This window comes from Parabacteroides chongii (assembly GCF_029581355.1).
In the GTDB taxonomy this organism is placed as follows: Bacteria; Bacteroidota; Bacteroidia; order Bacteroidales; family Tannerellaceae; genus Parabacteroides; species Parabacteroides chongii.
This window is the reverse complement of the sequence record NZ_CP120849.1, coordinates 2,398,211-2,412,083: the sequence shown is the minus strand read 5'-3', so window position 1 is coordinate 2,412,083 and position 13,873 is coordinate 2,398,211. Positions and strand designations below refer to the sequence as shown.

General features: G+C 47.5%; 9 protein-coding genes. 5 read left to right on the top strand and 4 right to left on the bottom strand.

All coding sequences use genetic code 11. The features are described 5' to 3' along the window. Positions 1–12 precede the first annotated feature (12 nt). Positions 13–249, bottom strand: a complete 237-nt coding sequence (locus P3L47_RS08975) for a DUF4248 domain-containing protein (protein WP_122363238.1) — start codon at positions 247–249, stop codon at positions 13–15. A gap of 212 nt (positions 250–461) precedes the next feature. On the opposite strand from P3L47_RS08975, the gene P3L47_RS08970 reads away from it, so the two are divergent. The 3 genes from P3L47_RS08970 to trxA all read left to right on the top strand — a co-directional run bounded on the left by P3L47_RS08970 (position 462) and on the right by trxA (position 5,436). Beyond that, positions 462–905 carry an HU family DNA-binding protein gene (locus P3L47_RS08970; protein ID WP_277783389.1) on the top strand — a complete coding sequence of 148 codons (444 nt, stop codon included), beginning with the start codon at positions 462–464 and terminating at the stop codon, positions 903–905. A gap of 340 nt (positions 906–1,245) precedes the next feature. Beyond that, positions 1,246–5,049: a DNA polymerase III subunit alpha gene (gene dnaE / locus P3L47_RS08965; protein ID WP_277783388.1), complete on the top strand. Its 3,804-nt coding sequence runs from the start codon at positions 1,246–1,248 to the stop codon at positions 5,047–5,049. Between the two features lie 72 nt (positions 5,050–5,121). Further along, positions 5,122–5,436 carry a thioredoxin gene (gene trxA / locus P3L47_RS08960; RefSeq protein ID WP_122363235.1) on the top strand — a complete coding sequence of 105 codons (315 nt, stop codon included), beginning with the start codon at positions 5,122–5,124 and terminating at the stop codon, positions 5,434–5,436. On the opposite strand, the gene mnmC2 is transcribed toward trxA, so the two are convergent. Beyond that, the gene (mnmC2, locus tag P3L47_RS08955; RefSeq protein ID WP_277783689.1) at positions 5,437–6,093 is read right to left on the bottom strand and encodes a tRNA (5-methylaminomethyl-2-thiouridine)(34)-methyltransferase MnmC2; all 657 of its coding nucleotides are present in this window, start codon (positions 6,091–6,093) and stop codon (positions 5,437–5,439) included. 131 nt (positions 6,094–6,224) lie between these two features. On the opposite strand from mnmC2, the gene P3L47_RS08950 reads away from it, so the two are divergent. Further along, positions 6,225–8,561, top strand: coding sequence for a TonB-dependent receptor (locus P3L47_RS08950; protein ID WP_277783688.1), 2,337 nt, complete (start codon positions 6,225–6,227; stop codon positions 8,559–8,561). A 104-nt stretch (positions 8,562–8,665) separates the two neighbouring features. Then, positions 8,666–11,341, top strand: a complete 2,676-nt coding sequence (locus P3L47_RS08945) for a response regulator (RefSeq protein ID WP_277783387.1) — start codon at positions 8,666–8,668, stop codon at positions 11,339–11,341. A 4-nt stretch (positions 11,342–11,345) separates the two neighbouring features. Here P3L47_RS08945 and P3L47_RS08940 read toward each other — a convergent pair whose 3' ends face one another. Beyond that, complete coding sequence (locus P3L47_RS08940; protein WP_277783386.1) at positions 11,346–12,347, bottom strand: sensor histidine kinase; 1,002 nt, start codon at positions 12,345–12,347, stop codon at positions 11,346–11,348. Further along, positions 12,344–13,708 carry a sigma-54-dependent transcriptional regulator gene (locus tag P3L47_RS08935; protein ID WP_277783385.1) on the bottom strand — a complete coding sequence of 455 codons (1,365 nt, stop codon included), beginning with the start codon at positions 13,706–13,708 and terminating at the stop codon, positions 12,344–12,346. Before P3L47_RS08935 ends, P3L47_RS08940 begins: the two co-directional genes overlap by 4 nt. Between the last annotated feature and the right edge of the window lie 165 nt (positions 13,709–13,873).

The window sequence follows — 13,873 nt, the reverse complement described above, 5'->3', positions numbered from 1 at the left end:
AATGACACCTGATCAGGGTTCTCCCAAATGGTCTATCAATACGGAGACCTGCTTCGGCGTATACAATTTCTGAAACTTTACCCATCCTGCGGCTTCGAGCTTCGCTTTCAGCCCGCGGGAAGTGCGTATCCATTCCCACATACGTTTATAGGCAATCACCGGTGTCTGACCCGGAAAATACAATTGGGCAAATTCCGTTACCCCATACGCTCTCCCCCAGGGAGACATTTCTCTTTTTTTACCGTCCATACTGTTTTATTTTTTAGACAATTAAGTGACTACAATATACGTATAATATCCATACGTTATCCTCCGAAAGACAACTATTTACAGAAAAAGAAATACATACTGATCATTCCCTACCATCCGGCAGCTTCCGGTGAGAAACAAAGCATATATTATCTTTGTAATGTAGTTCAAAGAGAGCTACTTATTACACTAACCCTTAAACATTTAAAAGTATGTCAGTAAAGTACAAGCTGGTCCAGAAAAAGGACCTTACAAAAGGAGCGGCAGCGGATGCCAAGCGGTATTATGCCTCGGCTCCGGTCAGCGGCACAATGGATTTCGATTCGATCTGTGACGTAGTAGCCGATCGTTCGACGGCGAGCGACGGCGATGTTTCACTGGTAGTGCGCGGGCTGTTGCGTGCCATGGAAGAATCGCTGCTGCGCAACGAGGTCGTACAGTTGGGCAGGCTGGGGAATTTCCGCCTCTCGATCGGCAGTTCGGGAACGGTTGCAGAAAAGGATTTTCAGGCAAGCATGATCCGCAAGCCGAAGATCATCTTCACACCGGGCACGAAATTGCGGGCGATGATCGAAAAGGTCAGCCTCGAACGCATCGGCAAGGAACCGGAGCAGTCCGGAGGCGACGGGGAAGATGACCGTCCGGTCATTGAGTAACCTTTCTTTAAATCATTCACTTATAAACTTAAAAAAAGATGTCCAAATTCAAACGAATCATCGAATTTATTCTTGCATTGCTGAACTTTTTGTTTCACTTTAAACCATCGACAGATGATGAAGCAACTACCGTCACTCAAACGTATCCTAGCCCTGCTGCTCCGCCTGGCAAGGAAAGGGATCACACTCTATTTACACCTGTCCCTTAGGATCAGGCTGAAGCTATTGTAAGGGCGGTGGGATAAAACCCGCCCTTACCAAATTCATCAATTGTCAATTAAATCGCCACTCTTCCAGACAAAAATAGTATCTTTGTAAGGTCGAGATTAAAGAATCATATATGGAACCATTTATACATCTACACGTCCATACCCAGTATTCTCTGCTGGATGGGCAAGCCTCTATCGATGCTTTGATAGACAAGGCTCAGAAAGACGGCATGAACGCGATTGCAGTGACCGATCACGGGAATATGTTCGGTATAAAAGAGTTCTTCAATAAAGTTTCCAAGAAGAACGGTAAGCCGCTCGGAGCTATCAAGGATCTTGAAAAGGAACTGAAGACGCTGAAGGCGAAAGAAGAACTTACCGCTAACGAACAGGCTCGGATAGAAGCGATCCCGGGATTGATAGAAGCTGAAAAGAAAAAGATATTCAAGCCCATCATCGGGTGCGAGTGTTATTGTGCCCGTAACGGACGGCATAACAAATCAACCAAGGAAGACCGTAGCGGTTACCACCTGATCGTGCTGGCTAAAAACCTGAGGGGATATAAAAACCTGATTAAGATGGTCTCCATCTCATGGACCGAAGGTTTCTATGGCCGTCCGCGTATCGACCACGAACTGCTGGAGAAATATCACGAAGACCTGATCGTCTGTTCCGCCTGTCTCGGAGGTGAGATTCCGCAGCATATCATGCATGACCGGATAGACAAGGCTGAAGAATCGATCCTCTGGTTCAAGAACCTGTTCGGCGAAGACTATTACCTGGAAATGCAACGGCACGAGACACATGATCCGAATGCCGACTGCACCACGTATCCCAAACAGCAGGAAGTGAACAAGGTCTTGATCGAACTGGCTCACAAACACAATATCAAGCTGATCGCCACCAACGATGTGCATTTCGTCAACCAGGAAGATGCCGAGGCACACGACCGCCTGATCTGCCTCAGTACCGGCAAAGACCTCGACGACCCGACCCGTATGCGCTATTCCAAACAGGAATGGATGAAAACGACCGCCGAGATGAACGCCATCTTTGCCGATATTCCCGAAGTACTCAGCAATACGCTTGAGATAGCCGACAAAGTAGACTTCTACTCCATCGACAGCGGTCCTATCATGCCGACATTTGCCATACCGGAAGAATTCGGAACCGAAGAATCCTACCGCGCCAAGCTGACCGAACAGGATCTGTTCGAAGAGTTTACACGCGACGAGAACGGTAAAGTCGTCCTGAGTGAAGAAGATGCCAAAGATAAGATCAAGAAGCTGGGCGGATACGATAAACTCTACCGTATCAAGCTGGAAGCCGACTATCTGAAGAAACTGACCTACGACGGAGCCAGAGAATGCTATGGCGAAGATCTGTCGGAAGAAGTCAGGGAACGTCTGGATTTCGAATTGCACATTATGAAGACAATGGGTTTCCCCGGATACTTCCTTATTGTGCAAGACTTTATTAAAGCAGCCCGCGAAGAACTGGGCGTATCGGTAGGTCCCGGACGTGGTTCGGCTGCCGGTTCGGCTGTGGCCTACTGTCTGGGGATCACCAAGATCGACCCGATCAAGTACGACCTGCTGTTCGAACGTTTCCTGAATCCCGACCGTATCTCCCTCCCCGATATCGATACCGACTTCGATGATGACGGACGCGGCGAGGTGTTGCGCTGGGTAACGGAAAAATACGGAGCCGACCGCGTAGCACATATCATTACATACGGTACGATGGCGACCAAATCAGCTATCAAGGATGTTGCCCGCGTACAGAAACTTCCACTTTCCGAATCGAACCGGCTGGCAAAACTGGTACCGGACAAGATTCCGGACATGAAAAAGTTCAAGCTGAAAGATGCGATCAACTATGTGCCCGAGCTGAAAGAAGCCGCCACCGGTAATGATCCGCTGGCACGTGATACATTAAAATATGCACAGATGCTGGAAGGCAACGTACGTAACACGGGCGTGCATGCCTGCGGCGTTATCATCGGGCGTTACGATATTTCCGATGTCGTTCCGGTAAGTACGGCGAAAGACAAGGAAACCGGCGAAGAAATGTTGGTGACCCAATATGAAGGATCGGTGATCGAAGAGACCGGACTGATCAAGATGGACTTCCTGGGACTGAAAACGTTGTCCATCATCAAGGAAGCCATCGAAAATATACGGCTGACTACCGGTGAGGAGCTTGATATCGACCATATCAGCCTGGAGGATCCACCCACCTACAAGTTATACTGCGAAGGAAAAACAACCGGAACATTCCAGTTCGAATCCGCCGGTATGCAGAAATACCTGAAAGAATTGCAGCCGTCGAAATTCGAAGACCTGATTGCCATGAATGCCCTGTATCGCCCAGGCCCTATGGATTATATCCCTTCTTTCATTGCCCGTAAACAGGGAAAGGAAGAAATCAAATACGATATACCGGTGATGGAACGTTACCTGAAAGATACATACGGTATCACCGTCTATCAGGAACAGGTCATGCTTCTGTCACGTTTGCTGGCCAACTTTACCCGTGGTGAAAGTGATGCCCTCCGTAAAGCGATGGGTAAGAAACTGATTGAAAAGATGAACCACCTGAAATCGAAGTTCATGGCTGGCGGACAAGCAAACGGTTATAAACCGGAAACGCTGGAAAAGATTTGGGGAGACTGGGAAAAGTTCGCGTCGTATGCTTTCAATAAGAGTCACGCCACCTGCTATTCGTGGGTCGCTTACCAGACAGCTTTCCTGAAAGCGAACTATCCTTCGGAATACATGGCTGCCGTACTGAGCCGAAGTTTGTCGAATATCGTGGATATCACGAAGTTCATGGACGAATGCAAGGCGATGGGTATCCAGGTATTAGGCCCGGATGTGAACGAATCGATCCTGAAATTCAGCGTAGACAAGGACAAGAACATCCGCTTCGGGCTGGGAGCCGTCAAAGGTGTCGGAGAATCGGCTGTACAGAATATTATCGAAGAGCGGAAGAAGAACGGTCCGTACAAAAACATTTTCGATTTTGTGGAGCGGGTAAACCTGACCGCCTGTAACAAGAAGAACATCGAATCGCTGGCTTTGGCGGGTGCATTCGACAACTTCGGCATTCAACGCGAACAGTTCTTCGGGGAGACAGGGAAAGGGGAACTTTTCCTGGATACGCTGGTACGCTATGGCAACAAATACCAGATGGACAAGAGCACGGCAGCCAATTCATTGTTCGGCAGCGACGACCTTTCGATTGCCATCGCCAAACCGGAAATTCCGGTATGCCAGCGTTGGAGCGACCTGGAGCGCCTGAACAAAGAAAAGGAACTGGTCGGCATTTATCTTTCCGCCCACCCGCTGGATGAATACCGTATCGTGCTGACGTATGTATGCAACACGGGTATGGCAGAACTCAGCGACCGGGAAAGTCTGAAAGGGCGCGAGATACTGCTGGGCGGCATCGTCACCGATTTCCGGGAAGGGATGACCAAGACGGGCAAGCCTTACGGGGTAGTCAAGATAGAGGACTTTACCGGTAGCGGCGAGATCGCCTTATTCGGCAACAACTATATAGAGTACAGCAAATACTGTAAACTGGGTATGTACCTGCTTATCACCGCCCGCGTGGAACCACGCCGCTGGAATGAGAACGAGCTCGATTTCAATATCGGCTCGATCCGCCTGTTGCAGGACGAGAAAGACAAGCTGATCGAGAAGATCAGCATTACCCTGCCGATACATGACCTCGACGAACCTACAGTCAATGAATTATCGGTGCTGATCAAGAACAATCCGGGTCAGAGCCTGTTATATTTCAGAGTAGTGGACGGAGAACACAATATCGCACAGAATTTCTTCTCACAGAATATCCGGTTGAACGTGACAAGTAAACTGGTTGAATTCCTGCAGGAGAATGAGAATATTGATTTCAAAATTAACGGGTAAAGTTGTACGGTGCAGAAAGAATTAGTACTTTTGGCACCGCAAAAGGGAACAATTTAAATTAGATATACAATTATGGCACTAGAAGTTACAGATGCAAATTTTGAAGAGTTAGTAAACTCAGGTAAGCCTATGGTCCTTGACTTTTGGGCAGAATGGTGTGGTCCTTGCCGCATGGTCAGCCCGATCATCGATGAACTGGCAACCGAATATGAAGGACGCGTTACAATCGGTAAGATGGACGTAGACAATAACAACGACGTTGTCGGTCAGTTTGGAATCCGCAATATCCCGACCGTATTGTTCTTCAAGGACGGTAAGTTGGTAGACAAACAGGTAGGCGCAGCTCAGAAGCCTGTTTTTGTTGCTAAGATCGATGCTCTTTTATAATCATTTCATAGCGCGCAGCATTTCGCGCTTTCCCGGAGGGCCGGGTATTCTTTCAACGGAATACCCGGCCTTCTGCATCATACGGCGGACTACTCCTTTGGCACAATAGGTGGTAAGGATCCCTCCTTCCGACGTATGCGCATAGATTTTATCGAATATCTCCTGGCTCCACATCTCCGGCTGCTTGTCCGGGGCAAAGGCATCGAAATAGACGAGGTCGATGTCTTCGGGTAATTGGCAGGTATTGCTGTCCCCCTGTATCTTATGCAAAGTGAAACGGTCAGTAATCTTTGCCGCTTCATTCCAGGATGCGGCATGTAACGCGCCGAACCATTCTTTCTTTTCCGGACAGATCACGTCTCCGTAGTTCAATGCCCCGACCAGTTCAGGGGCTAGCGGATAAAGCTCGACAGAGTAATAATTCACAGAACGGTTATTCTCTTCCGCATCCAGCAAGGTCAGGAAGGCATTCAACCCTGTCCCGAAACCGATTTCGAAGACGGTAATATCTTTTTTGGTCTGATGATGCAATCCGGCTTCAATAAAAACATGGCGCGACTCCTGTACCGCCCCGTTCACCGAGTGGTAGTGTTCGTCCATTTCCGGGATAAATAAAGTATGACTGCCGTCGGCTGTCTGCTGCAATTCGCGATTGATATGATTCTGTTCCACGATATATCTCTATTAATATTGCAAAGGTAGAGAAAATATTATCTTTGTAAAAAAATAGTCTGATGTACTGGAAATTCATTTGCTCCATCCTATTCTCCGTGACTTGTCCGCTGGTAATGACAGCACAAAAAACCTATTCCGTCAAAGGCATAGTAAAAGAAGCCGCCAGCGGGGAACCTATTCCCTACGCAACCGTGATCATATGGAATACGACACAGGGTACAGCCACCGACTCTGTCGGCCATTTTGAAATAACCGGAATCACGCCCGGCAGCTATCGCCTGCAAGCTTCGTTTCTAGGATATAAACCGACAGTAACGGCAGAATTCCGTGTCGCCAATAAAGACATCTTTTTCCCGATCGAGCTGGAACCTGCCAGCGAAAGCCTGCAGGAAGTGAGCGTCGTCGCCTCCCCGTTCCGTAAAACGGCTGAAAGTCCGCTCGGCTTGCGCGTCATAGGATTTAAAGAGATTGAAAAGAGTGCCGGCGGAAACCGGGATATATCACGCGTCGTCCAGTCTTTTCCCGGAGTGGCTTCGACGGCTGCATTCCGAAATGACTTGATGGTGAGAGGCGGGGGACCGTCAGAAAACCGTTTTTTCCTGGATGGGGTAGAAATTCCGAATATCAACCATTTCTCCACACAAGGGGCTTCAGGCGGACCGGTCGGGATCATTAATCCGGATTTCATACGTGAAGTGAATTTCTATTCGGCGGCTTTTCCGGCAGCCAGGGGAAATGCGCTGAGCTCCGTACTGGATTTCAAACTACAGGACGGGAATAAGGAAAAGTTCTCCTTACGCGGCGTACTGGGAGCTTCCGATATAGGGGTGTCAGTCAACGGACCTATGGGAGATAAAACGACTTACCAGGTATCCGTCAGGCGGTCATACCTGCAATTCCTGTTCGATATGATCGGGCTTCCTTTCCTGCCGACCTTCACGGACGCGCAGTTCAAGATAAAACATTCTTTCAACAAGAAAAACGAACTGACATTTCTCGGTCTGGGAGCTATCGACGATATGAAACTGAATACCGGAATGAAAGACATGAGCGAGAAGAACCAGTATATCCTGGCTTACCTGCCGGTTGTCAAGCAAAAGACCTATACGCTGGGAGCCGTCTACAAGCATTATGCAGGAAAAAATATCTATTCGCTGATCGCCAGCCGCAGCCAGATGAACAACAAAAACATCAAATATCGTGATAATGACGAAAGTACGCCGGATAACCTGACGCTGAATTACCGTTCGGACGAGATCGAGAACAAATTCCGCAGTGAGAATATCTTCCGTCTCCCTTACATACAATTGCAGGTAGGCGGCAACGTCGACTATTCGGAATATACCAATCACACTTTTCAGAAACAATTTACGACCAATCCCTACGAGATTACCTACCGGACCGACCTGGGGATATGGAAATGGGGATTATATGCCACTGCCATCTATGAAAGCGACAATGAGCGTTTTACCGCATCATTGGGACTTCGTACGGATGCCAGCAATTATTCATCCGAAATGAATAACATGCTCGACCAGCTGTCGCCGCGGCTGTCACTTTCCTACCGGATTGCCGGGGACGTTTACCTGAATGCCAATGCCGGACGTTATTACGAGCTTCCTCCTTACACCGTGATGGGTTTCAAAGACAATAACGGCAATTATATCAATAAGTCCAACGGCCTGCAATATATCCGCAGCGACCAGGCGGGTCTCGGACTGGAATACCGCCCTTCTTCTTATCTGAAATTCACGGCTGAGGGATTCTACAAGCATTATAATCGTTACCCGATGTCGCTCATCGACAGCATTCCGCTCGCCTCCAAAGGGACCGACTACGGTGTACTGGGAAATGAAGCCGTTACTTCCACAGCTACCGGACGCGCCTACGGGATGGAACTGATGGGACGCTGGTACAATTATAAAGGGCTTACCTTCATCGCCTCCTATACGTATGTGAGAAGTGAATTTAAGGACGGCAGAAATACAGGCAAATACCTGCCTTCCGCCTGGGACAATAAGCACCTCTTCACATTCAGCGGGACGTATTCCCTCCCCCGTAACTGGGATATAGGAGCCAAACTCCGGGTAGTCGGCGGTGCTCCCTATACTCCTTACGACGTAGAAAAGAGCAGTTATGTGGAAGCGTGGGATGCCAGCGGTAGCCTTTACTACGATTACAGCCGCTTCAACAGCGAGCGCCTGAAACCGTTTACTCAGCTGGACCTGCGTGTGGACAAGACGTTTTACCTGAACAAAATCATGCTCGGCTTCTATATCGACCTGCAAAATGTACTTAATTCGAAATACAAAGAGCAGGATGTATACATAAAAACGGGAAAGATCGTAAATCCCGAAGCTCCCAGGGGTGAACAACGGTATGAACTGAAGCCTGTAGAACGTATGACAGGGACCTTATTACCCAGCATCGGCATCATGATTGAAATATAATACCCTTGATTTTCTTGCGTTTTTCTTTGCCATAGTTCTGCATACCTCACAAATAATGTCTATTTTTGTAGCCGGGATTAAGGACTGTAACAGATAAGGTATCAATGTTTAATACAACTTTAAGAAATAGAATACACCACATACGAATATTGCTTATACTTGTATGCTTATCGTTGACTATCCCATGTCATGCTGAAGAGGATACCCACCCCATTCTTATCATCAGCTCCTATAACCCGGACACCCGCAATACGACTCAGAACATCTCCGAATTTATGGAGGAATACAAACGTCTGGGGGGCACCGCACCGGTCATCATCGAAAACATGAACTGCAAAAGTTTGCCGGAGGCTCCTTTGTGGAAGAAAAAAATGGAAACCTTGCTGGAAAAATACAAGAACGAAAATACTCCGCAGATTATAGTTATCTTAGGGCAAGAAGGATGGGCTTCCTACCTCTCACAAGACCATCCGATTCTGATAGACATACCTGTCATATGCGGTATGGTCAGCAGCAATGCCGTCATACTGCCGGACTCCAGTACCAGGATGAGTGAATGGGAGCCGGAAAGCATAGATATCAAAAGTTATGCCGACAAAGGATATCATCTCACGGGATTTACCTATAATTACGATATAAAAAAGAACCTTAAACTGGCCCTGGACCTTTATCCTGCGACAAAACATTTCGCATTAATAACAGACAACAGCTACGGCGGTATCGCCCTGCAGGCACTGGTAAAAAAAGAGTTGAGAGAATTTCCGGAGCAAAGCCTGATCTTACTGGACGGACGAAAGAACAATATTTATACGATTGTCGAACAAATAAAAAAGCTACCCAAAGAAACTGTTATCTTGTTAGGTACATGGCGTGTAGATGTAAACGATGGCTATTATGTAGGTAATGCGACTTACACCATGATGTCCGGCAACCCGACTCTCCCGGCTTTCACTCTGACATCGATCGGACTCGGCCACTGGGCTATAGGAGGTTATATCCCTAAATACCGTCCGATAGGAAAAGATCTGGCCAGGCAGACTATCGATATCCAGACAAAAAAGGTACAGCTTACAGATATAGAGACGATAAATATACCTAACACCTACACTTTCGATGCCAAAAAGCTGAAAGAATTCAACATTGAAAAAGGTAGTTTACCCGATGATTCTATATGGATCAACACCGACGGGAATCTGTTCGTGAAGTACAGATTCGAGATACTGTTGATCGTTGCCTGCGTATTATTGCTCTTCCTGGTCATGATCCTGTTCTTCCTGTTCAAAACCAACCGGCTGAAAGACAAACTGCTGGATATACAGAAAGACAATGTTATTATTATGAATAACATACAGTCTTCCATCCGCTTTATCAAACCGGATTACTCGGTGAAATGGGAAAACCAGATCAAAATGCCGTGCAGACCCCAATACGGTCCCACAAACTGTTGCCTGGTTAAAAACGGACAAAAGCCTTTCTGCGACGAATGTGCACTGATATCCGCCATGGAAAGTAAAAAGCCTTTCGAATTAACCAAACAATGTGCTCCGGGCGAATATACGCATGTATTTGCCAATCCGATCATAGACTCGAAAGACAATTTATTGGGTGTCGTATTCAAAAAAGAGAATGTCACCAGACAGAAACTGGCCGAAAACGAGCTGAGACTGGCAAAAGAGAAAGCGGAAGAATCCGACCACCTGAAATCGGCATTCCTTGCCAACATGAGCCATGAGATACGTACGCCTCTGAATGCGATCGTCGGTTTCTCCGGGTTGCTCGCCATGACTGACGAACTGGAAGAACGGGAAGAATATATCAGTATCATCAACAATAACAACGAGCTCCTGTTACAATTGATAAACGATATTCTCGACCTGGCAAAGATCGAGGCCAACACACTTGAATTCGTCTACTCGGATGTCGACATCAATCAGTTGTTATGTGACATAGAACAAACATCGCGCCTGAAAGCAGCCGAGGGTGTAAAGGTTTCATTCACAGAAAAAATGTCGCATTGCATTATCAGGACCGACAAAAACCGCCTGTCGCAAGTTATGACCAACTTCATTAACAATGCGATCAAGTTCACCAAAGAAGGAAGCATACGTTTCGGATACAAACATAAAGAAAACAAACTGAAATTCTTCGTAACCGATACGGGGTGCGGTATTGATAAAAGCATCAAGGACAGCGTCTTCCAACGTTTTGTCAAACTGGATAATTTCGCACAGGGGACAGGACTCGGGCTGTCTATCTGCCAGATGATCGTGCAGAAGCTGGAAGGAGAGATCGGTGTGGAATCGGAATTGGGAGAAGGATCGACTTTCTGGTTCACACTGCCTGATTCAGTGATCGAAGAATCGCATATGGCGGTTCCCGGACCAGCCAGAATTGAAATACAGAGTAATGCTTCTACCGGCAGTGACAGTAAAAAGGCGACTTTGCTGATAGCCGAGGATAATGAAAGCAATTACATTTATATAAAAGCCATATTAAAAGAATACAACCTTATCCATGCGTGGAACGGGCAGGAAGCTGTAGAACTGTATAAGAAATATCATCCGGACATGATCCTGATGGACCTCAAAATGCCGCTCATGGACGGTTACCAGGCTACCCGGGAAATACGTGAGGACAACACGGTCATACCTATTATTGCTGTAACCGCTTTTGCATTTGCCGAAGATGAGCAACGCGTAAAGCAAAGCGGGTTCAATGATTATGTAGCCAAACCAATCAAGCCGGACAGCCTGAAACAGAAAATATCGGAACTTCTGTAGAGTTTTAGATAGAACGTGTACCGGGGAACTGCATAGTAAATGTCGTTCCTTTTTCCATCTCTGAAGTAACAGTAATATTTCCGCCATGCCGGTTCAATATTTGCCGGCAGACGCTCAATCCGATACCCGATCCCCCTTGCTTGGTGGTAAAGAAAGGAACAAATACTTTGTCCAACGCTTCAGGAACAATACCGCTGCCATTATCTGTCACGGTAATTACCGGCATGCCGTCGCGTCTGAAAGCCTCTATGCGGATTTCAGGAAACTCATTGTCACAACTGGCTTCTACCGCGTTCTTTAACAAATTAATAAGGACTTGTTCGATCATGCTCCGATCGGCATACAACCGCAATTCGCTTGGGCGAATGGAGTAAACGACCTGTATGCCTTCTGCCGGAACCAGTTTCTGCAAGTCGCTGAACAAAGTCGACACTGGGAATATCTGCATGGTAGGAGTCGGGATGCGCGTCAACTTGCGGTAATTCTCCACAAAGTCGAGCAAGCCTTTGCTACGACGGTGAATGGTTTGTATGGCCTGGAGCATAACTGCATAATCACGTTCATTCATTCCATTCAAAGCGGCCCGCTCGGTAACCGTTTCCGACAGGGAGATAATGGGAGCGATCGAGTTCATGATCTCATGCGTAAGTACACGGATCAGTTTCTGCCAGGCATCCGTTTCTGCTTCTGCTACCACTGCATTATAGAGCCGGGAACGGAATGCATTCAACGCCTCGTTCATCGAACGGGTCAGCTGGGCTTCGGCATCTCCCGAAGAAGGTACCGGGAAAGAAAGATTCAGGTCGCCGTAATGGATATTCGCTATCAGATGTTCCATCCGGCGGATTGCCTTCTGCTGGTCCAGGTACAGGGAAACAGCCAATATAATCAAGATAGCTCCCACCATAACCGATGTGAAGTAAAGACCTTTCAATAGCAAGAAAGCGACTGCCAGCGAAAGCAAGACAATCAGCAGGATCTTTATCGGGACGATATAACGTTTCATAGGCCCAGCTTATCCAGTTTCCGGTACAAGGCAAAACGAGTAATTCCCAATAATTCTGCAGCCCGCGTCACATTTCCTTCGGCACGCCGCAAAGCCCGTTCGATCGCTTCCTTCTCCAGGATACTCAGGTTAAGTTCTTCCAGGTCCGCAGTCTTGTTGGAGACCGTCGGCTGCAGCATAAAATTCTCCGGTCTCAACATCGTGCCGTCAGATAAAATCACAGCGCGTTCGATCGCATGCTGCAACTCACGGACATTGCCGGGCCAGTTATAATTTTGCAACTTGCTCCGCACATCACGCGACAGTCCTCTGATCTCTTTCTTGTATTTCCGGGCATAACGTGCCAGGAAATAGTCAGCCAGCAGCTGGATATCATTACCGCGTTCCCGCAATGGGGGAATGTGCAGTTCGATCGTATTGATACGGTATAGTAAATCCTGGCGGAAAGTTCCCTGCCCTACCATCGCATGGATATTCATATTGGTTGCCGAGATCAGGCGGACATCGATAGAGATCGGACGGGTTGCACCCAAACGGGTGATCTGCTGTTTTTCTATGGCTGTCAGCAATTTGGCCTGCATGGGCATACTCAGGTTACCGATTTCATCGAGGAACAGTGTACCGCCGGTTGCCACCTCCATACGTCCCGGCTTATCGCGGCGGGCATCCGTAAAGGCTCCTTTCTCATATCCGAACAGTTCGCTTTCGAAAAGCTGTTCGGGAATACTCCCCAGGTCGATCCCGACAAAGACCTGGTTGTTACGCGGCGAATGATGATATAAAGCACGCGCCACAAGATCCTTGCCCGTGCCGTTCTCTCCCAGGATCAGGATATTGGCATCGGTATCGCGCAGCTTCTCTATGGTCGTGAATATCTCCTGCATGGCATTGCTTTCACCGATAATCTCAAACCCATCGTTTTCCGAGCTTTCAAGAGCAGCGACCTGACGCTTCAGCGACCGCACCTCGGAACGACTCTCACGGAGTTTCAGGGCAGCTGATAAGGTGGCAAGCAACTTCTCTTTCTCCCAGGGTTTGGGTATAAAATCGGTAGCTCCGGCTTTGATGGCACGTACAGCCTTTTCCGTGTCTGCATAAGCCGTTATAAAAAGAACGACGGCATCCGGATCAGTCTTTTTTATCTTCTCAAGCCAGAAGAAACCTTCCTGCCCACTGATAGCATCCCGCCGGAAATTCATATCCAGTAAAATAACATCGGGCACATAACTCTCCATAAAATGCTCGATCCGTTCCGGCTGTGTCGTTACACGTATCTGTTCGACATAAGGTTCCAACAACAGATTCAATGCAAAAAGCACATCTTCATTATCATCGATGATCAATATCTTCCCTTGTTTCATTCCTGTATCTGATTTGGTTGTAAAGATACGTATAAAAGTAGTTGCATGTGTGTGCGAATACGAACGTTTTTCGTGCGCTCACGCACTGTAAAAGAAGAAACATCCAACTATTACTTTCTACAAATCAGCAGATTACAAACATGGCATACTATTTGTATCCTATTT

What these genes read in the sequence shown, in the direction of transcription:
- P3L47_RS08975 (WP_122363238.1), bottom strand. Translation starts at nt 249, where the DNA reads ATGGACGGTAAAAAAAGAGAAATGTCTCCCTGGGGGAGAGCGTATGGG.
- P3L47_RS08945 (WP_277783387.1), top strand. Translation starts at nt 8,666, where the DNA reads ATGTTTAATACAACTTTAAGAAATAGAATACACCACATACGAATATTG.
- P3L47_RS08935 (WP_277783385.1), bottom strand. Translation starts at nt 13,708, where the DNA reads ATGAAACAAGGGAAGATATTGATCATCGATGATAATGAAGATGTGCTT.
- P3L47_RS08940 (WP_277783386.1), bottom strand. Translation starts at nt 12,347, where the DNA reads ATGAAACGTTATATCGTCCCGATAAAGATCCTGCTGATTGTCTTGCTT.
- trxA (WP_122363235.1), top strand. Translation starts at nt 5,122, where the DNA reads ATGGCACTAGAAGTTACAGATGCAAATTTTGAAGAGTTAGTAAACTCA.
- dnaE (WP_277783388.1), top strand. Translation starts at nt 1,246, where the DNA reads ATGGAACCATTTATACATCTACACGTCCATACCCAGTATTCTCTGCTG.
- P3L47_RS08950 (WP_277783688.1), top strand. Translation starts at nt 6,225, where the DNA reads ATGACAGCACAAAAAACCTATTCCGTCAAAGGCATAGTAAAAGAAGCC.
- P3L47_RS08970 (WP_277783389.1), top strand. Translation starts at nt 462, where the DNA reads ATGTCAGTAAAGTACAAGCTGGTCCAGAAAAAGGACCTTACAAAAGGA.